A 22,867-nucleotide genomic window follows, 5' to 3' on the forward strand; every position below is an offset into this window, starting at 1 on the left:
GCGCAGGCGGCGGCCCAGTCGCGCGCCTGCAGCGCGGTGGCGCCCGCCTCCTGGGCGGCTTGCGCGTGCGCGGCCCGGGCCGTGGCCAGCAGCGCGAGCGCGGCAACGACAAGGGTGACGAAAGGGATCGCTCGTACGGAAATGGGGATCATGGGATCGGCTCCGGTGCCGCGCCGGGCGGCGTGCCAAACCCTATCATATCGGGCGGGCCAATGTGATGCGCAATCCGCAGATCGAACCGCGGATTGCGCCGCCGCGCTGATATGCCGGCGCTGTAACGGGTACGCGCAAAGGCGAGCCGGGGGCCAGCTTTGCGCGTCACCCGCCCCGCTGCCCGCCTCAGGGCAGGTTGCGGCCCGGCGGCAGCGCCACCGGGGAGCTGACCGGCGCCGCGACCGGGCTGCTGGTGGCGCCGGGCGCCGTGGTGTCGGGCGCCGGCTGGACCGGTGCCGGCTGCGCGGGCTGGGCCGGTGCCGCGCCGGAACTCTCGCCCTGCGGCGGGTTCTGCGAGCTGGCGGTGGCATCGAGCCTGGCGCGTTCTGTCTCGCTCACGTAGTCGAAGGCCTTGACCACCTTGACCACGCCGCTGGCATTGCGCGCCACGTCGGTGGCGCGGTCGCCCTCGGCCGGGGTGACCACGCCCATCAGGTAGACCACGCCCTTCTCGGTGACGACCTTGATCGAGTTGGACGGGATGCCTTCGGTGGTGATCAGCATGGTCTTGACCTTGCTGGTGATATACGTGTCCTGGCTCTGCGTGGCGAACGAAGGCGACGACACGATCTCCAGCTCGTCGATCACCTCGCGCGCATTGGGCAGGCCGCGCACGTACTGCTCCACCTGCTGCTTGACGTCGTTGTTCTTGGCCTCGCCGGTCAGCAGCACCTTGCGGTTGTAGACCGTGACGCTGATGCGGGCCTGGCCGTTGTAGCGCGAGTTCAGTGTGTTCTCGGCCTCGAGCTGCAGGCCGCGGTCGATGGCCTGGGTGCCGGTGGGCCGGCGGTCGGTGGCCATGGTCACGCCGCCGGCCATGGCGCCGGCGAGCACCGGGAAGCAGCCGGCCAGCTGCGTGGCGGCCACCGTCAGCACCGCGACCGTGGTGGCGGTGCGGGCCAGGCGGGCCAGGCGTCCGGCAGGCCGGACGGTGCGGGATTCACGCGGGTTGGGCAGAGTCGTCATGCGGTCCTTGCTGAAAGCGGTGAGGCAAAAATGGGCCATGAAGCAGGGTTGCGGGAAATGGCGACAGCGCGTGGCGCGCCGGGCGGGCTCAGCCCTCGCCCAGCAGCGCCTCGTCGATGCCGTCGCACAGGCAATGCAGGGTCAGCAGGTGGACTTCCTGGATGCGCGCGGTGCGCTCGCTGGGCACGCACAGGCTGACGTCGAACTCGTCGAGCAGGCCGGCGACTTCGCCGCCGCCCTTGCCGGTCAGCGCGACCACGCACATGTCGCGCTGCTTGGCGGCCATCACCGCGGCCACCACGTTGGCAGAGTTGCCTGAGGTGGAGATGGCCAGCAGCACGTCGCCCGGCTGGCCGAGCGCCTGCACCTGCCTGGAAAACACCACGCTGAAATCATAATCGTTGCCGACCGCGCTCAGGATGGAGCTGTCCGTGGTCAGCGCGATCGCCGCCAGGCCCGGGCGCTCGCGCTCGAAGCGGCCGATCAGCTCGGCGGCGAAGTGCTGGGCGTCCGCGGCCGAGCCGCCGTTGCCGCAGGCGAGGATCTTGTTGCCGCTGGTGAGCGCGCCCACCATGCGCTCGATCGCCGCGGCGATATGGGGTGCCATCACCGGCGCGGCCTGGCGCATGGTGTCGGCGCTGTCGAAGAAATGTTGCTGGATGCTATCGATATGCATGGCTCGATCGGCCCTGTTTGGTGTCGCTGCCTGTGTCCGGGCGCGGGGCGAGCCGCGCGATACCGCGCATTATGACGCACCCGCCCGCGCGGGCTGCCGCCCGCTAGCCGCCATCGGCCCCGAAGGCGCCGCGGATCCATTCGAGCCGGCCCGGCTCCAGCGCCACCACGTCGAGCCGGCAGCCCGGCTCGCCGCCCGCTGCCGGCTGCGCGGCCAGGAAGTGGGCCGCCGCCAGCAGGATGCGCCGCTGCTTGGCCGGCGTGACGCTGGCCGCCGCCCCGCCAAACGTCCGGCTGGCGCGCTCGCGCACCTCGACGAAAACCAGCGTGCCGTCGGCCTCGCGCATGATCAGGTCGATCTCGCCGCCTTTGCAGCGATAATTGCGAACCACGAGCGCGAGGCCGTGCCGCTCCAGGTGGGCCAGCGCGCGTGCCTCGGCGCGGGCGCCCTGCGCCTGCGTGGTGGATTTGAATGATGGATTCAACGGAAGTTCTCAAGCATGACTGACTGGATCTCCCTGGCGGCCGGCCAGTCCTACCCGTCCGGCACCCTGTACGTGGTGGCCACGCCGATCGGCAACCTGGCCGATCTCTCGCTGCGGGCCCTGCATGTGCTCGGCCTGGCCGACGCGATCGCCTGCGAGGACACCCGCAACACCGGCCAGCTGCTCACGCGCGTGGGCCTGCACCGGCCCCTGCTGGCCGTGCACGAGCACAACGAGCGCGAGGCGGCCCAGCGCATCAATGCGCGCCTGGCCGCCGGCGAGCGCATTGCCTATGTATCCGACGCCGGCACGCCCGGCATCTCCGACCCCGGCGCGCGCCTGGTGGAAGCGGCCCGCGCGGCCGGCCACAAGGTGGTGCCGCTGCCCGGCCCGAGCGCCGCGGTGGCCGCGCTGTCGGTGGCCGGCGAGATGCTGGACAGCGGCGGCGGGCGCTTTACCTTCGCCGGCTTCCTGCCGCCCAAGGCGCGCGCGCGCGCCGAAGCCATCGCCGCGCTGGCCACGCTGGATCACGCCTGGGTCGTCTATGAGGCACCGCACCGCATCGCCGATACCCTGGCCGCGCTGGCTGCGGCGCTGCCCGGCGAGCGGCGTCTGCTGATCGGCCGCGAGCTGACCAAGCTGTTCGAGGAAATTCCCGTGCTGCCGGTCGGCGAGGCGCCGGCCTGGCTGGCCGCGGACGCGTCGCGCGCCAAGGGCGAGTTCGTGCTGGTGGTCGAAGGCGCGGCGCCGGCCGCGCAGGATGCGGGCCAGCCCGATGCGCGCGCACAGCAGGTGCTGGGGCTGCTGCTGGCCGAGCTGCCGGCCAAGCGGGCCGCCAAGCTGGCCGCCGCCATCACCGGCGCGCCCACCGATGCGCTGTACCGGCTGGCGCTGGCGCAGCGGGCCGGCGACGACGCGGACAGCGAAGACTAGGACCGGCGCGCCGGCCGCGGCGCGGACCCGGCAAGGCTGCATGGTCCGCATCGCAGGCTCAGCGGTGCTTGCGCCGGGCCGCCGGCTTGCGCGTCTTGCGGGCCACGCGCACGGGCTGCTCGTCCGGCTTGTCGGACAGGTCGGGGCCGCCATTGGCGTCGTCGCCGCCATCGCCGCCGGCATCGTCGCCCGGCGCGATCTGCGGACCCAGCGCGGCGACCTCGCTGCGCGACAGGCGGCGGATCTCCACCTGGGTCGAGCCGTGCTCGGTAAAGCCAAGACGCCTGGCGGCGCCGTAGGAGACGTCGAGCACGCGGTTGCTGTGATACGGGCCGCGGTCGTTGATGCGCACCACCGCTACCTTGCCATTGCGCAGGTTACGGACCAGCACCCAGCTGTCGAGCGGCAGCGAGGGATGGGCGGCGGTCATCGCGCGCATGTCGAAGCGCTCGCCGTTGGCGGTGCGGCGGCCGTGGAAGCCTTTGCCATACCAGGAAGCGGTGCCGCGCTGCTCGTAAGAGCCGAGATCGGGCCGCAAGCCCTCGAACGAGCCCTGCCCGCCATCGGCGAGGCCGTCGTTGCCGCCCCAGCGGAACAGGCCCCAGCCATTGCCGCTATCCTTCCCCCCATCTTTTTGCGCCTGATCCTGCCCATTGGACCTGGCGTCCCTGCCACCTTTGTCCGGCCTGGCGGCCTTGCCGGGCTTGGCAGGCTTGGCCGTGGTGGCGGTCGGCGCGCTTTCCTGCTCTTCGCCTCCCGGAGGCAAGGCGCAGGCCGCCAGCGCCAGCGCACAGGTGGCGTGCAGGCACAGTCGGGCGATCCGCCCGGGGCGGGAAAGTAGGGGTGGTAACCATGGCATCGCGCGAGTCTAGCATCAGGCAGTTGGGCCTATGCTCTTGATTTTGTTACGAATTGTCTGTAACAAAATCGAAAAATCACGAAAAAGCCGCCGCGACGGCGTACCCGTTGCAGCGGGCCGCGGGGCGCAGGCCCAGTCCTGGCAAGGCTTTGCGGTGTGATGCGGGCATGGCTTCGCGGCGCCGGCAGCCGCCCGGCACGGCCCGACGTGGCGGTGTGCCCGACGCTACAATGCACGACATCGTGCGCCGGCCCGGCGGCTCGCGCGCACGCAGAACCCACATTCCAGGTCCATCCCCGCCTTCTCATGCAAGTCCTCCTGATTCCCGTTACGCCCTTCCAGCAGAACTGCGCGCTCCTGATCGACGAGACCACCGGCCGGGCCGCGGTAACCGACCCCGGCGGCGACCTCGAGCGCATCCACGCGGCGCTCAGGGAACGCGGCGTCACGCTGGAGAAGATCTTCCTGACGCACGGCCACCTGGACCATTGCGCGGGTGCCGCGGCACTGGCGCGCGAGCTGGGCGTCCCCATCGAGGGCCCGCATGAGGACGAGCGCTTCTGGATCGACCAGTTGCCGGAGCAGACGCACCGCTTCGGCTTCGGCCATGCCGAAGTGTTCGAACCCCAGCGCTGGCTCGATACCGGCGACACCGTGCAGTTCGGCAGCGAGACGCTGGAGGTCTACCATTGCCCCGGGCACACCCCGGGCCACGTGGTGTTCTTCTCGCGCGCGCACCGGCTTGCCATCGTCGGCGACGTGCTGTTCGCCGGCTCGATCGGACGCACGGATTTTCCGCGCGGCAACCACGGCGACCTGATCCGCTCGATCCGCACGCATCTCTGGCCGCTCGGTGAGGATGTCACCTTCGTGCCCGGCCACGGCCCGGTCTCGACGTTCGGCGACGAGCGCAAGAACAATCCCTATGTGGCGGACCACCTGATCGACGCGGGCTGAGCGCCGCCGCCCTTTCCGGACTTCCTCTTCTCCGAGCAGCCATGGCCAAGCGACAGGCACCCGACACCCGCCCCGAGATCTATGTGAGCACCGACGTGGAAGCCGATGGCCCCATCCCGGGCCCGCACTCCATGCTGTCCTTCGCCTCCGCGGCGATGCTGGCGGACAAGACCGTGCTCGGTACCTTCTCGGCCAACCTGGAGACGCTGCCCGGCGYGGCCGGCCATCCGGCGCAGATGCAGTGGTGGCTGACCCAGCCGGAAGCCTGGGCGGCCTGCCGCCAGAACCCGGAGCCGCCGGCGCAGGCCATGGTGCGCTATGTGGAGTGGGTGGAAAGCCTGCCCGGCAAGCCAGTCTTCGTGGCCTTTCCGGCCGGCTTCGATTTCACCTGGATGTTCTGGTACATGATGCGCTTCGCCGGCCGCTCGCCGTTCGGCTGGGCCGCGCTCGACATCAAGACGCTGGGCTTCGCCATGACCGGCCTGCCTTACCGCAAGACGGTCAAGCCCGCCCTGCCCGAGGCCTGGAAGGATCCCCTGCCGCACACGCACGTGGCGCTGGACGACGCGCTGGAGCAAGGCGCGCTGTTCTGCAATATGCTGGCCGAGTTGCGCGCGCGCGAGGCCGCGGCGGCGGCGGTCAGCCCGCCCGGCACCGCGCCGGGCTGACCCGGGCGGTGCCGGGCGGGGCACCGCGATGTCACGCGAAGCTCGCATCCTGCGTCGCGCCGCCTATAGTTAAGTCGTATATGGTCCCGAACCATCCGCGTTCCGGGTTGCCACGCCGCCATCCCATATACGGCCCTAGCGTCCCGGCCGGCGCGTGCCACGCCCAGGAGGTGTTGCCCATGCGTTTCCACCCGGAGCTGCATATCAGGCAAATGGCCGGCCGGCTGCACTGGCCGCACCTGCACTGGCCACATCCGATGCAACACAGGCGCGAGGAGCGCCCCCGCCGCGACCAGGCGCACTGGCATTCGCTGCAGGAAGACGCCGAGGTCGCCAAGGCCACGCTCTACGTCAGCGCGGTGACGCTGGTGATCCTGCTGGTGGTGCTTGCGGCAATCGCTTTCGGTCAGGAGGCCATGCACTGGCTGGGTGTTCATTAGACGACCCGCCTGAAGCAGTCGTGTCTGTCTGACCGGGCCGGCCCCCACCTTGCGTGGGGGCCGGTTTTATTTGAGGGATTGACGGGGTGCGATCTGCCCGCCGCGGGGCTCAGGGCTAGCAAGCCCCGCGTGCCCGGGGACTTCCGTTTGCAGCCCGCGGCAACCTCAGGCCAGCAGCGGCACCACGTTCTTGGGCGGCCGCCCGATCGCCGCGCGGCGGTTACGCACCACCACCGGACGCTGCAGGAGGATGGGATTGTCGGCGACCGCGTCCAGCACCTCGGCATCGGTGAGGCCCGGATCGGCCAGGCCCAGCTCCTTGTAAGGCGCTTCGTTGTCGCGCACCATTTCGCGCACCGACACGCCGAGCATGGTGTGAAGCTGCTTGAGCGTGGCCAGCGTCGGCGGCGTCTTCAGGTATTCGACGATTTCCACGGGCTCGCCCAGCCGCGCTGCGGCAGCTTCGACCAGCGCCAGCGTCTCGCGCGACTTGGAGCAGCGGGGATTGTGATAGATGGTGATCATGGCGGTCTTCCTAGTCCGATACCCTGCGCACGGACGCGCAAACCCGCACTATACAAGCGGCACGGCGCGACCGCATCCCGCTCAGCCGGCGCCCGCCCGGGCCGGTGCAAGCGCGCGCACGGCCGCCACGGTGGCCCGCAGCCCGGCACGCAGCGGCTTGTCATGGCGCAGCACCAGCGCCAGCGTGCGCGCCAGCGGCGGTGCCAGCGGGCGTACGGCGATGCGTGCGCGCGGCTGCCCGGGCGGCAGGGCCATGCCGGGCAGTACCGAATAACCCAGGCCGGCGCCGACCAGTTCCTTGATGGCCTCCACGCTGTCCAGCTCCATCACCGGACGCGCGCTGATGCCGGCGCGCAGGAACCACTCGTCCACCAGCCGGCGCGTATTGCCGCCGGGCGAGAACAGCACCAGCGGGCGTCCGGCCAGGTCGGCGGGCGCCACGGTGGCCGGCAAGGGCTCGTCGTCGGCAGGGCCGATGGCGACGAAGGGGTCCTGCAGCACCGGCGTGATGTCCAGCGTGCGTCCCGCGGCCGGCAGCGTGACGAAAGCCAGGTCCAGCGCATTGTCTTCCACCGCCTTGAGCGCTTCGCCGGTATTGAGCGTGCTGACCACGATCTCCAGCGCCGGCAGGGTGCGGCGCAGTTCGCGCAGCACCGAGGGCAGCAGGTAGATGCAGGCGGTGGCCCCGGTGCCCAGCCGCACCCGCCCGATCACGCCGCCTGCGTGGCGCGCCATGCTGTCGTCGGCCGCCGCCAGCGCGCCGGCCACGCCACGCGCGTGCGCCAGCAGGTCTTCGCCGGCAGCGGTGGCGACCACGCGGCGCCCCACCCGCTCCAGCAGGCGCAGGCCGTAGCGCTGCTCGAGCTGGCGCACCTGCAGGCTGACCGCCGGCTGGCTCAGGCCGAGGCGCTCGGCGGCGGCCGAGAAACTGCCCAGCTCGCAGACCAGGGCGAACGCTTGCAGGAAATCGGGATTGAGGTGGCGCATGGCAAATAGCGAACGGCGGCGGCAAGCAGGATCGGGCAAGCGGCAAGCGGGCAAGCTGCAAGCGGCGAATGGCAAAGAAATACTTATGCACGGCATAAGTCAGCGAAGCTTCCTTTATAGCATCGCGGCGCGGTAAGGTAGCGGCACTACCTGATCGCCCAGCGTTCCCTCCGGGGTTCGCTCCTGCCCCAGACATTGCCGCCCATGAAGACGCCTCTCGCCACCCTTTCCGCAGCCTCGGCCACGCCGCTGGCCGTGGCCAACGCCACCGCCGCCGTGCAGGGCGGCGCCAGCCCGTCGGTACGCGATGCGACCGCGGCCGACATCCCCGCCATCCAGGCCATCTACGCGCACCACGTGCGCCATGGCCGCGCCTCCTTCGAGGAGGTCGAACCGGGTGTGGACGACATGCGCCTGCGCCACGCCGAGGTCAGGCGCCAGGGCCTGCCCTACCTGGTGGCCGAGCGCGGCGGCCAGGTGCTCGGCTATGCCTATGCCTCGGCCTACCGCACGCGCAGCGCCTACCGCTTTGCCATCGAGGACTCGGTCTATATCGACGAACGCCATCGCGGCCAGGGCCTTGGCCTGGCGTTGCTGGCGGCGCTGGTGTCGCGCTGCGAGAACGGCCCGTGGCGGCAGATGGTGGCGGTGGTGGCCTGCACCGCCAGCGGCGAGGGCGCCGGCTCGCTGGCCCTGCACGAGCGCTTGGGCTTCCGCACCATCGGGCGCTTGCAGGCGGTGGGGTTCAAGCACGGGCAGTGGATCGATACCGTGCTGATGCAGCGCGCGCTGGGCGACGGCGACGAGAGCCTGCCGGCCGGGCACGCCGCCAGGCTGTAGCGCCTGGCGCGCGGCGCCAACGCCGCGAATCATATCGGAGAATAAAAAATGGCCGCTTGAAAGCGGCCAGATTATTTATCCCCTGAATGCCCGGGTTCCGGGCCGGTGCCATACGGCCCCGGAGCACCAGCCCGGAACTCAAGCAACCTTGCTCCGGGCGGCGGCGCCAACGCACCGACGCCCGGATGCCCGCCCGCCGCGAACCCGTTGCAGCGGGCGGCGAGCCGGTTCAGCCCATCAGGTCCGACAGCGCCAGGGCCACCACCTTGGTGGCGCGGTTCAGGTCGTTCAGGCGCAGGTTCTCGTCCGAATTGTGGCCGCGGGCTTCCATCAGCGTGCGCGGGCCGGCGCCGTACAGCACGGTGGGAATGCCGCGTGCGGTGTAGTGGCGCGCATCGGTGTAGAGCGGCACGCCTTGCACGGGGATCTCCACGCCGAACACTTCCTCGGCGCGGCTCTTGAGCGCGTCGATCAGTTTCTCCACGCCCGGCAGCTCGGACAGCGGCTCGGCCAGGATGATGCGCTCGACCTTCGCTTCGATGCCCGGGCGCTGCGCGGCGGCCTTCTCGACCACGGCGCGGATCTCGCCTTCGGCATCGAAGCCGATTTCCTCGGGGATCATGCGGCGGTCGACACGGAAGGTCACCAGGTCAGGCACCACGTTGGTATTGATGCCGCCCTTGATCAGGCCGACGTTCAGCGTGGCGGTATCGATGCCCGGCGTCTTCGACTTGCGTGTGGCCAGTTCGGCGCGCAGGCCGTAGATGGACTGCAGGATATGGGTGGCGGCCTCGATGGCGTCCACGCCGGTATGCGGCATGGCGGCGTGGCCCTGCTTGCCCTTGACCGTCACTTCCACGTGCAGGCAACCGTTGTGGGCCGAGGTGATGCCGTAGGAGAAGCCCGCCGAGATGGCGTAGTCGGGCTTGCTCAGGCCCTGGTCGAGCAGGAACTTGGGACCGATGTCGCCGCCGGTTTCCTCGTCGTAGGTGAACTGCAGCTCGACCGTGCCATTGAGCTTTGCGCCCTGCTTCTCGGCTTCCATCAGCGCCAGCACCGCGTAGGTGTAGGTGGCGAAGTCGGACTTGGACACGGCCACGCCGCGGCCGTACATGACCGGGCCGTGCTCGCTGTCGCCGATCTCGGCGCCGTACGGGTCCTTGGTCCAGCCCAGGCCCGGGGGCACCACGTCGCCGTGCGCGTTCATGGCGATGGTGGGGCCGCCGCTGCCGAAGGTCTTGCGCACGACCAGGTTGGTGGCGCTGATCATGCCGGCGGCCTTGACCAGTTCGTCGGGCACCTTGTGTGCCTCGACCTGGAAGCCCAGCCCTTCGAGCAGGACCTTGGCGCGGCTGCCGTGCGCGTCGCAGTCACCGGGCGGATTGTCGGAGGGCACCTTGACCAGCTCGGCCAGGAAGGACTCCTGCGCGGGGCGCTGCGTGTCGATGTAGGTGGTGAGCGTGGTCTGCAGCGGGCTTACGTTGTCTCGTGCGGTCATATCCTGTCTCGGCGGTTTTCGGTTTTCGGTATAGCGGTATTGCGGGAATGTGGTTGCTGCCGCGCTCTTATCGCTGCGGCGCGGAATGCTTGTCGAAGTGCTCGACGAAATCGGTGAACACCGCGGCCGCGCTGGCGGCATCCCCGGCGGTCATGATCTCGGTGGGGTGGTGGCTGATGCCGCCGTTGCCGCAGCGCACGAACAGCATGGCCACGTCGGCGATGGCGGCGATCGCCATGGCGTCATGGCCGGCGCCGGACGGCAGGTGCCGCACCGGCAGGCCCTGGCGGGCGATGGCATCGGCCCACTGGCGTTGCAGCCACGGCGCGCACGGCACGCTGACGGCCTCGTGGGTCTTGCGGATCTGCACGCGCACGTTGCGGCGCGCGCACACGCGCTCGATCTCGGCCAGCACGTCGTTCACCGCGGCCTGGCGCACGGCGTCCTCGCCGGCGCGGATGTCGATGGAGAACACCGCGCGTCCCGGCACCACGTTGGCGGCGCCGTTGGGTACGTTGAACTGCCCCACGGTGCCGACCAGGCCGGCCATGCCGCCGCAGCGGCGCTCGATGAACAGGCCGATCTCGGCACCGGCCATGGCCGCGTCGCGGCGCATGTCCATGGGCACCGTGCCGGCGTGGCCGGCCAGGCCTTCGAGCTCGATGATGAAGCGCGTGGCGCCCGAGATCGCCGTCACCACGCCCAGTGCCAGCCCATCGTTGAGCAGCACCGGGCCTTGCTCGATATGCACTTCCACGAACGCCAGCACCTTGTCGCGCGGGTGCGCGGCGGCATCCAGCCCGGCGGGGTCGAAGCCGGCCGCGCGCATCACGTCGCGCATGGTCTGGCCAGCGTCGTCCACGTTGTCCAGCACCTTGGTGTCGAAGGTGCCGGCGATGGCGCGGCTGCCCAGCAGCGTGGCCTTGAAGCGCACGCCCTCTTCTTCCGCGAAGCCCACCACCTCGATGGCGAAGGGGAAGCGCTTGCCCTGGCGGTTCCATTCGGCCACGCAGGCGACCGGCAGGATCACGCCGAGGTTGCCGTCGTAGCGGCCGCCGTCGCGCACGGTGTCGAAGTGCGAGCCGGTGAGCAACGCCGGCGCATCCGGGCTGGTGCCCTCGTAGCGGCCGATCACGTTGCCGGCGGCATCGCGGCGCACCGTCATGCCGGCCTCGCGCATCCACGTGGCCAGCTGCGCCGCGGCGCCGTGATGGGCCTCGGTCAGGTAGGTGCGGGTGAGCATGCCGGGCTGCTCGGTGTGGACGGCCAGGTCGTCGGCCCAGGCCATGATGCGCGCGCCGGTATCGGGGGCGGGCGAGAGGGATGCTGCCATGCGTGTCTCCTGCTGGAAGTGCGTGCGCGGATGCGAAGGCGCCGTCTCAAGCAAGCACCGCGCCAGCGCTGCCATGGGGCAGGCCGGGCCGGGGTGCCGGGCGCCGCGACTCTCGTCGAGAGAGCTCTATTCTGTGCGATTCATCTTAGCACAGTGAATTCAAAAATTGCATACAAAAATGATATGCACTATATTGACCGGCACGTTCCAACAATTCGCTGCGGACAATCTGTCCCGGACAGCGAACTGCGTGGATTCCGCTCCAACAGGAGGGCCCATCCGCGAGCGCCGCCGCCTTCACCCGGCGCGGCGCACGGCACGCCAGGCCGGCCGCGCAGCAATGCAGCGCAGCGGCAGCCGGCATTCCTGCAGCCTTTGACAGGTCGCGCCAGCCAGGCATGGACGCGACCGCATGGAGACAACGATGCACCCAGCAGTCCAGCAGGGAGCCGCTTCCGGCCGCCCCCAGTCCGCTCCGCAATCCCCTTTCGCCCGTTTCGTTCGCTCGCTGTTCGGCCAGGTCCTGATCGCCCTGCTGCTCGGCACGCTGCTCGGCCTGTTCTTCCCTGAGTTCGCCGCCAGGCTCAAGCCGCTTGGCGATGCCTTCATCAAGCTGATCAAGATGCTGATCGGCCCCATCGTGTTCTGCGTGGTGGTGGCGGGCATCTGCGGCGCCGGCGAACTGAAGAAGGTAGGCCGGGTCGGCCTCAAGGCGGTGCTCTACTTCGAGGTGGTCACCACCATCGCGCTGGCGCTGGGCATCGCGCTGGCCTACCTGTTCCATCCCGGCACCGGCATGAACGTGAACCCGGCCTCGCTCGACGCCTCGGCGATGGCGGCCTACGTGGACACCGCCGACAAGATCAAGAGCGCCGGCACGGTGGACTTCCTGCTCAAGCTGATTCCCAACACGGTGATGGGAGCCTTCGCCAACGGCGACGTGCTGCAGGTGCTGCTGGTCTCGATCCTGTTCGGCTGCGCGCTGTCGCTGGTGGGCGAGCGCGGCCGCCCGCTGGTGGGCATCATCGATACGTTCTCGCACACGCTGTTCAAGATGATGGGCTTCATCATCAAGCTCGCGCCGCTGGGCGTGCTCGGCGCGGTGGCCTTCACCGTGGGCAAGTACGGCATCGGTTCGCTCAAGCAGCTCGGCTACCTGGTGATGGTGTTCTACGGCGCGGTCGCGCTGTTCGTGCTGGTGGTGCTGGGCACGGTGATGCGCCTGTGCGGCTTCTCCGTGCTCAAGCTGATCCGCTACCTGCGCGCCGAACTGCTGGTGGTGCTGGGCACGGCGTCGTCCGACAGCGTGCTGCCGCAGGTGATGAAGAAGCTGGAGTTCATGGGCATCAAGAAATCGGTGGTCGGCCTGGTGATCCCCACCGGCTATTCCTTCAACCTGGACGCGTTCTCGATCTACCTGACGCTGGCCGCCGTGTTCATCGCCCAGGCCACCAACACGCCGCTGGCCATGGGCGACCTGCTCGGCATCCTGGCGGTGGCGCTGGTCACCTCCAAGGGCGCGCACGGCATTCCCGGCTCCGCCATCGTGATCCTGGCCGCCACGCTGTCGGCGCACCCGGCCATTCCGGCCATCGGCCTGGTGCTGGTGCTGTCGGTCGACTGGTTCATCGGCATCGCCCGGGCGGTGGGCAACCTGGTCGGCAACTGCGTGGCGACCGTGGTCGTGGCGGCCTGGGAAAAGGACATCGACCGCGTGCGCGCGCACGATGTGCTCAACGGCAAGATCGATGCCACCGAGCTCGATGCGGGCCTCGCGCCGGCCCCGCATGAAGCGGGTCCGGCCACCCCCGGGGCAGCCCCGCTGCCCGGCGCGGCCGCAGGGCGCTAGAATCTCGGCATTCCTGATCACGAGAGGCCGCGCCAGCGCGCCACCATGCCCGAGCACATCGACCCTGCCATGACCGCCGAAGCGATCGCCGAAGACATCGTCGCGGCCATCGTTTCGCACCGGCTGCCGCCCGGCACCAAGCTGCGCGAGGAGGCGCTGGCCAGCGTCTACCGCGTCAGCCGCACCAAGGTGCGCGCCGCGCTGCTGATGCTGTCCAAGGACAAGGTCATCCAGATCGTGCCGGACAAGGGCGCCTTCGTGGCCAAGCCCAGCGCCGAGGAGGCGCGCGAAGTGTTCGCGGTACGCCGCATCCTGGAGGCGGCGCTGGCGCGCGAGTTCGTCACGCGCGCGACCGCCGCGGACTACAAGCGCATCGACCGCCATCTGGCCGCCGAGAAAAAGGCGCTGGCCGGCAGCGACGCGCAGGTGCGCACGCGCCTGCTTGGCGACTTCCACATCCTGCTGGCCGAGGTGGTCGGCAACGGCGTGCTGACCGGCATGCTGCAGGAACTGTCGATGCGCAGCGCCGTGATCACCATGCTCTACCAGTCCCGCCGCGATGCCGCCTGCTCCTCCGACGAGCACCGCGAATTCATCGAGGCGGCCCGCGCCGGCGACACCGAGCGCGCGGTGACGCTGATGGTGGAACACCTGAGCCATGTCGAGGCCGCGCTGCATTTCGAGCAGGCGCCGGCCGCGCGCGGCAAGGACCTGGTGACCGCGCTGCTCGCCTGAGCATGGGGGCCGCCCTGGCGCGGCCGCACATCAGCCTTGACCAGGGTCAAGACGCACCGGGCCGCCCTGCCCCATGATGGAACCGTCATGAAGCTGCGGGGGCGCGCTTCATGGCACTAGGTGGTCCGCGAGCGGATCCCCTGCCCGCACGCCGGCCTGGGTGCGGGCTTTTTCTTTTGCGCGGCCGCTTCCGTGCCGCCTGTTTCCTCGTCCTTGCCCTGCGCCGCGCCGGCCCGGCTTGTTGCGCGCCGCGCGTCCGCTTGTTGCTGCGGATGCGCGTGATCGAATCGCGGCATCGGAGTAGGATGTCGGAGGCCCAAGTCAGAGGCCGCTTAAAAGAAGATAAAAGAAGAGCAAAGGCACCCGCCAGGAGACAGACATGAACCGTTCCAGCCATTGCCCGGCCACGCCCGGGCCCGCCGCCATGCGGCCCGGCCCCGCGCTTGCGCGCGCCTGCCGCTGATCCGCCAGCCCGTCCTCCCGGGCCGGGCGCCATCCGATATTCGTCATCCGACCCCAACCGAGGGAGGGAAAGCCATGTCAAACGCATTCAGGGACGGCGTGCTGGCCGGCAAGGTCGTCTTTATCGCCGGCGCCTCGTCCGGCATCAACCTGGGGATCGCCCAGCACTTCGCCCGGGCCGGCGCGCGGCTCGCGCTGATCAGCCGCGATCCCGAACGCATCGCCGCGGCTGCCGCCACCATCAACGAGGCCGGCGGCAGCGCCATCGGCATGGCGGCGGACGTGCGCGACTACGGCGCGGTGGAGGCAGCACTGGCGCGCACGCGCGACGAGCTCGGCCCGATCGACATCGTGATCTCCGGCGCGGCGGGCAACTTCGTCGCGCCCGCGCTGGGCATGTCCGCCAATGGCTTCAAGACCGTGGTCGACATCGACCTGATCGGCACCTTCAATGTGTTCCGCGCGTGCTTCGCCTTCCTCAACGCGCCCGGTGCCTCGCTGATCGCCATCACCGCGCCGCAGGCCGTCAACGCCATGATGTTCCAGGCGCACGTCTGCGCCGCCAAGGCCGGCATCAACATGCTGGTGAAGTGCCTGGCGATGGAGTGGGGACCGGCCGGCGTGCGCGTCAACGGCATTTCTCCCGGCCCCATCGGCGGCACCGAGGGCATGGCGCGCCTGGCGCCCACGCCGGAGATGGAAGCCCGCTTCAAGGCGCGCCTGGCGCTGCGCGACTACGGCGAGAAGGACGACATCGCGGACACCGCGCTGTTCCTGTCCACCACCAATGCACGCTATATCACCGGCACCATCGTCGACTGCGACGGCGGCAGCAAGCTGGGCGATGCCTCGGCCGATGCCCTGCATCCGCCCAAGGCGCCCGGCAAGCCGGCCTGAGCCCGATTTTCTCCAGCCCTGATTGACAAGGATGACAGCATGACTTCTCCAGTGCTTTATCACGCCGCCGAAGGCGTGGCCACCATCACCCTGAACCGCCCCGACGTGCTCAATGCGCTCAACGCCGAACTGATGGCGGAACTGCGCGCCTCGGTGGAACGCGCCGCGCAGGACGCCGCCGTGCGCGCGGTGGTGCTCACCGGCAATGGCCGCGGCTTCTGCGCGGGGGCCGACCTCGCGGGCCGCCAGGGCGAGATGAAGGATTCCGGCACGCTGCTGCGCGAGCGCTACCACCCGATCATCCTGGCGCTGCGCAATATGTCMAAGCCCGTCATCACCTCGGTCAACGGCGTGGCCGCCGGTGCCGGCATGAGCCTGGCGCTGGCCGGCGACGTGGTGCTGGCGGGACGCTCCGCGTCCTTCATGCAGGCCTTCTCCAAGATCGGCCTGGTGCCCGACGCCGGCAGCACCTACTTCCTGCCGCGCTACGCCGGCGAGATGCGTGCCCGCGCGCTGGCCATCCTGGCCGAGAAGATCGATGCCGAGGAAGCGCACCGCATCGGCCTGGTATGGAAGGTCCATGCCGACGACGCCCTGGCCGCCGAGACCGCCAAGCTTGCCGCGCACCTGGCGCAGATGCCCACCTTCGCCTACGGCCTGATCAAGGAAGCGCTCAACGCCAGCATGGACAGCAACCTGCCCGAGCAGCTCGAACGCGAGGCTTCGCTGCAAACGCGTGCGTCGGGCAGCGAGGACTTCAGGGAGGGCGTGGCCGCCTTCCTCGAGAAGCGCAAGCCGGCGTTCAAGGGGCGCTGAGTTTTGCGCCGGCGTCCCGGCGCAAGCCGCCGGCCTCGCCCGATGCGGCGCCGGGCCGGGCCACCGCTCTGCCCTTGCGGGGAGAGGGCGGCCACCCGCCCCGGCGCACCCGAAAGAGTAGTCACCACACAGCAGCACAACGAAACCAGGAGACGCGCATCATGCTTGGCCTCATGCAAGACCGTCCGTTGCTGATTTCTTCCCTGATCGAGTACGCCGCGCAGTACCACCCGCAGCAGGAGATCGTGTCGCGCACGATCGACGGCGGCACGGTGCGCAGCAACTATGCCGAGGTGCATCGGCGCGCACGGCGTGCCGCCAGCGCGCTGGCCGGTCTCGGCGTTGCCCAGGGCGACCGCGTGGGCACGCTGGCGTGGAACACCCACCGGCACCTGGAGCTGTACTTCGGCGTTTCGGGCGCGGGCGTGGTGCTGCACACGGTCAATCCCCGCCTGTTTCCCGAGCAGGTCGAATACATCATCAACCATGCCGAGGACAAGGTCCTGTTCTTCGACACCAGCTTCGCGCCGCTGGTGGCGCAGCTCGCGCCGCGCCTGCCCACCGTCACGCACTACGTGGCGATGGCGGACCGCGCCGGCACCGCCGCGCTCGACCTTGCCGGCAAGCTGCCGAACCTGCTGTGCTACGAGGATCTCCTGGATGCCGGCAGCGAGGACTACGCATGGCCGCAGTTCGACGAGCGCACCGCTTCGTCGCTTTGCTACACCTCGGGTACCACCGGCAATCCGAAAGGCGTGCTGTACTCGCACCGCTCCACCGTGCTGCACAGCCTCAAGGCCTGCGCCGCCGACACCTTCGGGGTGGGCGCGGACAGCACGATCCTGCTGGTGGTGCCGCTGTTCCACGCCAATGCCTGGGGCATGCCATACGCCTGCGCCATGACCGGCGCCAAGATGGTGTTGCCGGCCCAGCACCTTGACGGCGAAAACGTCTATCGCATGCTGCGCGACGAACGCGTGACCTTCTCCACCGCGGTGCCCACCGTGTGGCTGATGCTGTTCCAGTACCTCGACGCGCATCCCGAGATCGACCCGCGCGCGCTCGGGCTCAGGCTCGCCGGGGTGGGCGGCTCGGCGGCGCCGGCGGCCATGATCGAGCGCTTCGAGCAACAGTTCGGCGCGCGCTTCGTGCAGGGCTGGGGCATGACGGAGACCAGCCCCATCGGCGTGATCAGCACGCTGCTGCCCAGGCACGAGGCGCTCGACGCGCAGGCACAGCTGAAGGTCAAGCTCAAGCAGGGACGCGCGCTGTGGGGCGTGGACCTGCGCATCGAGGACGACGAGGGGCGCGCGCTGCCGCACGATGGCGTGGCCTTCGGCCGGCTCAAGGTGCGCGGGCCGTGGATCGCTTCGTCCTACTTCAAGGCAGGGCACAGCGCGCTCGATGCCGACGGCTGGTTCGACACCGGCGACGTGGCCAACATCGACGCCGACGGCTACGTGCAGCTGGTCGACCGCGCCAAGGACGTCATCAAGTCCGGCGGCGAGTGGATCTCTTCCATCGACCTGGAGAACGCCACCATGGGCCATCCCGCCGTGGCGGAGGCTGCCGTGATCGGCGTGCCGCATCCCAAGTGGCAGGAGCGGCCACTGCTGGTCGTGGTGCGCCGGCCCGGCAAGGAAGTCGGCGGCGCCGAGCTGCTCGACTTTCTCGCCGCGCGCGTGGCGAAATGGTGGGTGCCGGACGACGTGGCCTTTGTCGACGCGCTGCCGCACACCGCCACCGGCAAGCTGCTCAAGGTCAGGTTGCGCGAACAATTCAAGGACCATGTCCTGCCCACGGCAGAACGATAACCAGGCACGGAGCAAGACCAGATGAGCAATGACAGCAACGCAGCGGACGGCGCGCAGCGCATCGTCCTCACCATCGACAACGGCGTGGCCGAAGTCAGGCTCAACCGCCCCGACAAGATGAACGCGCTCGACCCCGCCATGTTCGATGCGCTGATCGAGACCGGCGAGCGTCTCATGCGCGAACCGGACCTGCGCGCGGTGGTGCTGTCCGGCGAAGGCCGCGCCTTCTGCGCGGGGCTCGACATGCAGAGCATGTCCGGCCTGGCCAGCGGCGCGAAGAACGATGGCGACATCGCCGCGGGCCGGCTGGCCGCGCGCACCCACGGCATCTCAAACCGGCCGCAGTACGCGTGCATGGTGTGGCGCGAGTTGCCGGTGCCGGTGATTGCCGCGGTGCATGGCGTGGCCTTCGGCGGCGGCCTGCAGGTGGCGCTCGGCGCGGATATCCGCTACCTCGCCGCGGACGCGCGCATGTCGGTGATGGAGATCAAATGGGGCCTGGTGCCCGACATGGCCGGCATGGTGCTGATGCGCGGGCTGGTGCGCCCGGACCGGCTGCGCGAGCTGATCTACAGCGGCCGCATCGTGGGCGCCGAGGAAGCCTGCGCGCTGGGGCTGGCCACCGCGGTGGTGGACGATCCGCGTGCCGTGGCGCTGGCCACCGCGCGCGCGATCGCGGCGCGCAGCCCGGACGCGATCCGCGCGGCCAAGCGGCTGATGCAGGTCGGCGAGGACGGCGACGGCGCGGCTGTGCTGCAAGCGGAATCGGTGGAACAGGATCGCCTGATCGGCGCCGCCAACCAGCGCGAGGCGGTGCTGGCCAATCTGGAAAAGCGCGCGCCGGTGTTCAGGCCGGCCGCGTAGTGCGCGGGGCCGGCCCTATACGTGCCGGCCCGTGCCCCGCTGCCGGTCTTGCCGGCGCCGCCATAGCGCCACGTAGACCGTGAGGTTGAGCAGCAGGACGAGCACGCCCAGCACGAACTGCGTATGGCGCGTGAGGCCGTCCGGATAGATCAGCGGCATGATGTAGTGCTGCACGAAATCCCCGCCGTAGGCCTGCTGCCCGGCTTGCTCGCGCAGCGCGTTCTCCAGCGGCGTGAGCGGGCAGATCCAGCCGCTCCATTCCACCACCACGCCCCATGTGGCCGCCGGCAGGTGCAGCCACGCCAGCCGCGGCCAGCGCAGCACCAGCATGCCGCCGAACATGGTGAAGAGGATGAAGGCCAGATGCACCAGCACCACCGCATCGGCCAGCCATTGCGTCATCATGGCGTGCGCCGCCCGGTCCAGTAGCCCGGCACCGCGAAGGCTGCCTTGAGGTGCTCGATGAAGAAGCGGATCTTGGCCGGCACCGGCCGCTGCTGCGGGTACACCGCCAGGATGTCGTAGTCCGGCAGCGCATACTCGTCCAGCACCGTGATCAGTTCGCCGCTCTCGAGCTGCGGCAGGATCTCCCAGGTGGAACGCCAGCCCAGCCCCAGGCTCTCGCCGGCCCAGCGGTGCAGCAGTTCGCCGTCGTTGCAGTCCAGGTTGCCGTTCACGCGCACCGTCACCGTCTTGCCGTCCTGCTGGAAATACCAGCCGCGCTGCTGGCCGCCCTGCAGGTTGAACGCCAGGCAATTGTGCTTGGCCAGGTCGTCCAGCGTCTGCGGCACGCCGTGGCGCGCGAAGTAGGCCGGCGTGCCGCACACCACGCGCTTGTTGGTGGCGAGCTTGATGGCGACGAAGTTCGGGTCGATGGCGCCGCCGATGCGGATGCCCACGTCATAGCCCTCGCGCACCAGGTCGACCACGCGGTCGGTGAGGTTGAAGGAAATCTGCACGTCCGGGTTCGCGCTCAGGAACGCCGGCGCATGCGGCGCCACATGCTTGCGCCCGAACGCCGCCGGCGCCGACACGATCAGATGCCCCGTCGCCTTGTGCTTGCCCTCGGCAATCAGCATCTCGGCGCGGTCCAGGTCCGCCAGCGCCTTCTTGCACTGTTCCATGAACGCCGCGCCCTGCTCGGTCACCACGATGCGGCGCGTCGAGCGGTGCAGCAGCTTCACGCCGATGCGCGCCTCCAGCGCATTGATGCGCCGCCCGATCATCACTGGCGTCACGTCCTGCGTGAGCGCCGCCGCCGCCATGCTGCCGTGCTCCACCACGGCGATGAAGGCTTCGATCTGCTTGAGTTTATCCATGCTCTTGTGTCTCCTGCCCGCCATTGTGGCGCATTTGGCGGCAACCACGCATGCGCGGCGGACCGTGCCAGCGATCTGGCGGTGCGCAGGGCGGCCCGCGCCGCGTACCCGCCGCTGCGCGATTCAGCGCGCCCGCCCGGCCGGCCGCCCGCGCGGCATCGCCTGCGCCCGGTGCCGCACCTCCTTGCTGAATTCCGCGCACGCGTGGGTCATCAGGTCCTCCGAGCGGTACACCAGGAACACGCGGAAGTCCGGCAGTTCGTCGCTGACCGGCAGGCGCACCAGCGAGGCGGGGTCGAGCCGCAGCGGGCCGGTGCCGTCGAAGACGAAGTCGGACCACATGCTGATCAGGTCGGTGCGCGTGGCGAGTTGCAGGCCGAGCAGGTTCGAAGCGCTTTGCACCACGCGCTTGGGCATGTCGAAGCGGTGCAGGCGCATCAGGCTGGCCAGCGGGCTGCCGGGGTCGTCGAGCGGGTCGAGCACGAGCCAGTCGGCATCGAGCAGGGGCCGCAGCCGGCGTACCCGCCGCAGCGGGTGCCCGGCGCGCACGGCCAGCGACATGCCGGTGGAGAACAGCGGTTCCCACTGGAAGGCGCCGGTGCCGGGGCCGCTGTTGGTGGAGATCAGGCCGAGGTCGAGGCGCCCTTCGCGCAGGCCTTCGAGAATCTGCTGCGGGCGCATCTCGAAGCCGCGCAGCGCCACATTGGGAAAGCGCTGGCGAAAGGCTGCCATCGCGTCCGGCAAGGGGCCGCTGGAGGCCACCGCGGTCAGGCCGATATTGAGCTGGGCGTCGGCATGGCCGCGGATGGCTTCGATGTCCTCGAGCGCGTGGCGCAGCTCCTGCTCGACCAGGCTGGCGCGCTTGACCAGCGCCACGCCGTAGGCGGTGAGGCTGACGCCGCGCACCGAGCGCGACATCAGCGTGACGCCGAGTTCGCGCTCGAGTTCGGCGATGGCCTTGGACAGCGCCGGCTGCGACACATGCAGGCTGCGCGAGGCTTCGTGGATGCTGCCGTGCTGGGCCACCGCCAGCAGGATGCGCAGCTGCTGCAGTTTCATCGTGTCGTTTCCTCGTCCTGTGATTTTGCCCGCCGTGGTGCGCCGTGCCCTGCCGGAGTGAAGCGGCGACGCTTGCTGCACGCGCCCGGCAAGCCGGCCGGGCGCCCGCGAAGCCGCTTGCCGCCGGGCTTCTCGGTAGTTGCCCCGATAGCGGGCGGGTAACGGTTATGACGGCGATTCCATTTGGTTATCGGGATGAAAATATATGATTTTCGGCCTGCCGTGTTTGCCTGAATACTCCATCGCCAGGGAATCTTCCTCCCTACGCTGGACGCAGGCTCCGCCGGCCTCCACGCCCATAACCAGTTCGTGGAGATCCGACATGAACGATGCCACCCTGCCCGCCGCCCCCGCGCTGGCGCCTTCCCATGCCGCGGCGGCCAGCCCGGCGCGCCAGAGCCAGTTCCGCCTGATTGCCGCGTGCTCGATGGGCAATGCGCTGGAAATGTACGACTTCACCGTCTACAGCTTCTTCGCCATCCTGATCGGCAAGCTGTTCTTCCCGTCCGACAGCGCCTACGGCTCGCTGCTGCTGGCGGTGGCCACGTTCGGCATCGGCTTCGTGATGCGCCCGCTGGGCGGCCTCGTGATCGGCAACTACGCCGACCGCCATGGCCGCAAGGCCGCCATGACGCTGACCATCGGCATGATGGTGGCGGGCACGCTGTGCCTGGCGGTGGCGCCGACGTATGCGTTCGCTGGCGTGCTCGGCCCGCTGATGATCGTGGCCGGCCGGCTGCTGCAAGGCTTCTCGCTCGGCGGCGAGATCGGTGCTTCCACCTCCATGCTGATGGAGGCCGGCGGGGTCAGGGGCCGGGGCTTTCGCATCAGCTGGCAACTCGGCAGCCAGGGCATCGCGGCGCTGCTGGGCGCGCTCACGGCAGCCGTCCTGTACGCGGCGCTGCCGCCGGACGCGCTGGAGAGCTGGGGCTGGCGCCTGCCCTTCGTGCTGGGCCTGCTGATCGCGCCGGTGGGGCTGTACATCCGTTCGCACCTGGACGAGACCCATGTCGCCGAAGCCCATGCGCCCAGCCCGCTCGGCACGCTGTTCCGCGAGCACGGCGGCACAGTCGCGAAAGGCATCCTGACCATCATCGGCGGCACCGTCGGCACCTACCTGGTGGTGTATTTCATGCCGACCTACATGATCCGCGAACTGCATCTGCCGGCCTCGCTGTCGCTGCTGTCCGGCTGCGTCACGGGTCTGGTCTGCCTGCTGGCCTCGCTCTTGTCCGGCTGGCTGGCCGACCGCCTGGAGCGCCGCAAGCCGCTGGTGCTGAGCGCCATGACGTTTACGCTTGTCGCGCTCTACCCCGCCTTCTGGCTGATGACCCACTACCCGAGCGTGCCGCTGGTGCTGAGCCTGTCGGCGCTGCTGACCGCGAGCCTCTACCTGGGCTCCACGCCGATGCTGCTGGTGCTGATGGAGATCCTGCCGGCGCGGGTGCGCGCCAGCGGCCTGTCGGTGATCTACGCGGTGGGTGTGACGGTGTTCGGCGGCTCCTGCCAGTTCGTCGTCACCTGGCTGCTGGCGCGCACCGGCAACCTGATGGCGCCGGCCTTCTACATGATGGCCTGCGGCGCGGTGACCATCCTCGCGGTGCTGAGCATCCGCGAGACGAAATCCGCGTGAACCCCCTCTTCTCCCCCGCCCTGCCATTGCCGCAAAGGAA

Annotated in this window: 23 protein-coding genes; 12 read left to right on the forward strand and 11 right to left on the reverse strand. The window is 69.7% G+C overall.

What is annotated here, in order from left to right:
• Positions 1-339: 339 nt before the first annotated feature.
• The 3 genes from AC1DK4_RS32385 to AC1DK4_RS32395 all read right to left on the reverse strand — a co-directional run bounded on the left by AC1DK4_RS32385 (position 340) and on the right by AC1DK4_RS32395 (position 2,339).
• Complete coding sequence (locus AC1DK4_RS32385) at positions 340-1,179, reverse strand: BON domain-containing protein (protein WP_441612976.1); 840 nt, start codon at positions 1,177-1,179, stop codon at positions 340-342.
• A gap of 88 nt (positions 1,180-1,267) precedes the next feature.
• Entirely contained in the window at positions 1,268-1,855 is a 588-nt protein-coding gene (locus AC1DK4_RS32390; protein WP_441612975.1) for a phosphoheptose isomerase, read from the reverse strand.
• Between the two features lie 103 nt (positions 1,856-1,958).
• The gene (locus AC1DK4_RS32395; protein WP_441612974.1) at positions 1,959-2,339 is read right to left on the reverse strand and encodes a YraN family protein; all 381 of its coding nucleotides are present in this window, start codon (positions 2,337-2,339) and stop codon (positions 1,959-1,961) included.
• Positions 2,340-2,354: 15 nt separating this feature from the next.
• Between AC1DK4_RS32395 and rsmI the strand changes: the two genes are divergently transcribed.
• Positions 2,355-3,272, forward strand: coding sequence for a 16S rRNA (cytidine(1402)-2'-O)-methyltransferase (gene rsmI / locus AC1DK4_RS32400; RefSeq protein WP_441612973.1), 918 nt, complete (start codon positions 2,355-2,357; stop codon positions 3,270-3,272).
• Positions 3,273-3,330: 58 nt separating this feature from the next.
• Here the strand turns inward: rsmI and AC1DK4_RS32405 are convergent, their stop codons facing one another.
• The gene (locus tag AC1DK4_RS32405) at positions 3,331-4,131 is read right to left on the reverse strand and encodes a septal ring lytic transglycosylase RlpA family protein (protein WP_441612972.1); all 801 of its coding nucleotides are present in this window, start codon (positions 4,129-4,131) and stop codon (positions 3,331-3,333) included.
• Between the two features lie 306 nt (positions 4,132-4,437).
• Here AC1DK4_RS32405 and AC1DK4_RS32410 point away from each other — a divergent pair, with 306 nt between their 5' ends.
• The 3 genes from AC1DK4_RS32410 (at position 4,438) to AC1DK4_RS32420 (ending at position 6,196) form a co-directional block, all read left to right on the forward strand.
• The gene (locus AC1DK4_RS32410; protein ID WP_441612971.1) at positions 4,438-5,088 is read left to right on the forward strand and encodes an MBL fold metallo-hydrolase; all 651 of its coding nucleotides are present in this window, start codon (positions 4,438-4,440) and stop codon (positions 5,086-5,088) included.
• Between the two features lie 41 nt (positions 5,089-5,129).
• On the forward strand, positions 5,130-5,756 hold the full coding sequence (locus tag AC1DK4_RS32415; protein ID WP_477132017.1) for an exonuclease: 627 nt from the start codon (positions 5,130-5,132) through the stop codon (positions 5,754-5,756).
• A 179-nt stretch (positions 5,757-5,935) separates the two neighbouring features.
• Positions 5,936-6,196, forward strand: coding sequence for a hypothetical protein (locus AC1DK4_RS32420; RefSeq protein WP_441612969.1), 261 nt, complete (start codon positions 5,936-5,938; stop codon positions 6,194-6,196).
• Positions 6,197-6,361: 165 nt separating this feature from the next.
• Here AC1DK4_RS32420 and arsC read toward each other — a convergent pair whose 3' ends face one another.
• Entirely contained in the window at positions 6,362-6,721 is a 360-nt protein-coding gene (gene arsC, locus AC1DK4_RS32425; RefSeq protein ID WP_441612968.1) for an arsenate reductase (glutaredoxin), read from the reverse strand.
• Between the two features lie 81 nt (positions 6,722-6,802).
• Positions 6,803-7,708 (reverse strand): LysR family transcriptional regulator, encoded by a 906-nt coding sequence (locus tag AC1DK4_RS32430; protein WP_441612967.1) that lies wholly within the window; start codon positions 7,706-7,708, stop codon positions 6,803-6,805.
• Between the two features lie 204 nt (positions 7,709-7,912).
• On the opposite strand from AC1DK4_RS32430, the gene AC1DK4_RS32435 reads away from it, so the two are divergent.
• Complete coding sequence (locus tag AC1DK4_RS32435) at positions 7,913-8,548, forward strand: GNAT family N-acetyltransferase (RefSeq protein ID WP_441612966.1); 636 nt, start codon at positions 7,913-7,915, stop codon at positions 8,546-8,548.
• Positions 8,549-8,777: 229 nt separating this feature from the next.
• Here the strand turns inward: AC1DK4_RS32435 and AC1DK4_RS32440 are convergent, their stop codons facing one another.
• On the reverse strand, positions 8,778-10,046 hold the full coding sequence (locus AC1DK4_RS32440; protein WP_441612965.1) for a M20/M25/M40 family metallo-hydrolase: 1,269 nt from the start codon (positions 10,044-10,046) through the stop codon (positions 8,778-8,780).
• Positions 10,047-10,113: 67 nt separating this feature from the next.
• Positions 10,114-11,379, reverse strand: coding sequence for an allantoate amidohydrolase (locus AC1DK4_RS32445; RefSeq protein ID WP_441612964.1), 1,266 nt, complete (start codon positions 11,377-11,379; stop codon positions 10,114-10,116).
• A gap of 424 nt (positions 11,380-11,803) precedes the next feature.
• Between AC1DK4_RS32445 and AC1DK4_RS32450 the strand changes: the two genes are divergently transcribed.
• From AC1DK4_RS32450 to AC1DK4_RS32475, 6 genes are all read left to right on the forward strand, one after another.
• Complete coding sequence (locus AC1DK4_RS32450; RefSeq protein WP_441612963.1) at positions 11,804-13,228, forward strand: C4-dicarboxylate transporter DctA; 1,425 nt, start codon at positions 11,804-11,806, stop codon at positions 13,226-13,228.
• Between the two features lie 45 nt (positions 13,229-13,273).
• Positions 13,274-13,963 carry a GntR family transcriptional regulator gene (locus tag AC1DK4_RS32455; protein WP_441612962.1) on the forward strand — a complete coding sequence of 230 codons (690 nt, stop codon included), beginning with the start codon at positions 13,274-13,276 and terminating at the stop codon, positions 13,961-13,963.
• A gap of 537 nt (positions 13,964-14,500) precedes the next feature.
• Positions 14,501-15,322, forward strand: coding sequence for an SDR family oxidoreductase (locus AC1DK4_RS32460; RefSeq protein WP_441612961.1), 822 nt, complete (start codon positions 14,501-14,503; stop codon positions 15,320-15,322).
• A gap of 39 nt (positions 15,323-15,361) precedes the next feature.
• Positions 15,362-16,138, forward strand: coding sequence for an enoyl-CoA hydratase-related protein (locus tag AC1DK4_RS32465; protein WP_441612960.1), 777 nt, complete (start codon positions 15,362-15,364; stop codon positions 16,136-16,138).
• A gap of 161 nt (positions 16,139-16,299) precedes the next feature.
• Positions 16,300-17,952 carry a long-chain-fatty-acid--CoA ligase gene (locus tag AC1DK4_RS32470; protein ID WP_441643315.1) on the forward strand — a complete coding sequence of 551 codons (1,653 nt, stop codon included), beginning with the start codon at positions 16,300-16,302 and terminating at the stop codon, positions 17,950-17,952.
• A 21-nt stretch (positions 17,953-17,973) separates the two neighbouring features.
• Positions 17,974-18,816 (forward strand): crotonase/enoyl-CoA hydratase family protein, encoded by an 843-nt coding sequence (locus tag AC1DK4_RS32475; RefSeq protein WP_441643314.1) that lies wholly within the window; start codon positions 17,974-17,976, stop codon positions 18,814-18,816.
• Between the two features lie 15 nt (positions 18,817-18,831).
• On the opposite strand, the gene AC1DK4_RS32480 is transcribed toward AC1DK4_RS32475, so the two are convergent.
• The 3 genes from AC1DK4_RS32480 to AC1DK4_RS32490 form a co-directional block, all read right to left on the reverse strand.
• Positions 18,832-19,221, reverse strand: coding sequence for a DUF2784 domain-containing protein (locus tag AC1DK4_RS32480; RefSeq protein WP_441612957.1), 390 nt, complete (start codon positions 19,219-19,221; stop codon positions 18,832-18,834).
• Entirely contained in the window at positions 19,218-20,135 is a 918-nt protein-coding gene (locus AC1DK4_RS32485; protein ID WP_441612956.1) for a LysR family transcriptional regulator, read from the reverse strand. Before AC1DK4_RS32485 ends, AC1DK4_RS32480 begins: the two co-directional genes overlap by 4 nt.
• Positions 20,136-20,258: 123 nt before the next feature.
• On the reverse strand, positions 20,259-21,194 hold the full coding sequence (locus AC1DK4_RS32490) for a LysR family transcriptional regulator (RefSeq protein WP_441612955.1): 936 nt from the start codon (positions 21,192-21,194) through the stop codon (positions 20,259-20,261).
• A gap of 322 nt (positions 21,195-21,516) precedes the next feature.
• Here AC1DK4_RS32490 and AC1DK4_RS32495 point away from each other — a divergent pair, with 322 nt between their 5' ends.
• Positions 21,517-22,827, forward strand: a complete 1,311-nt coding sequence (locus AC1DK4_RS32495) for an MFS transporter (RefSeq protein WP_441643313.1) — start codon at positions 21,517-21,519, stop codon at positions 22,825-22,827.
• Positions 22,828-22,867 lie beyond the last annotated feature (40 nt).

The sequence above is a fragment of the Cupriavidus sp. 05N38 genome (assembly GCF_056397345.1).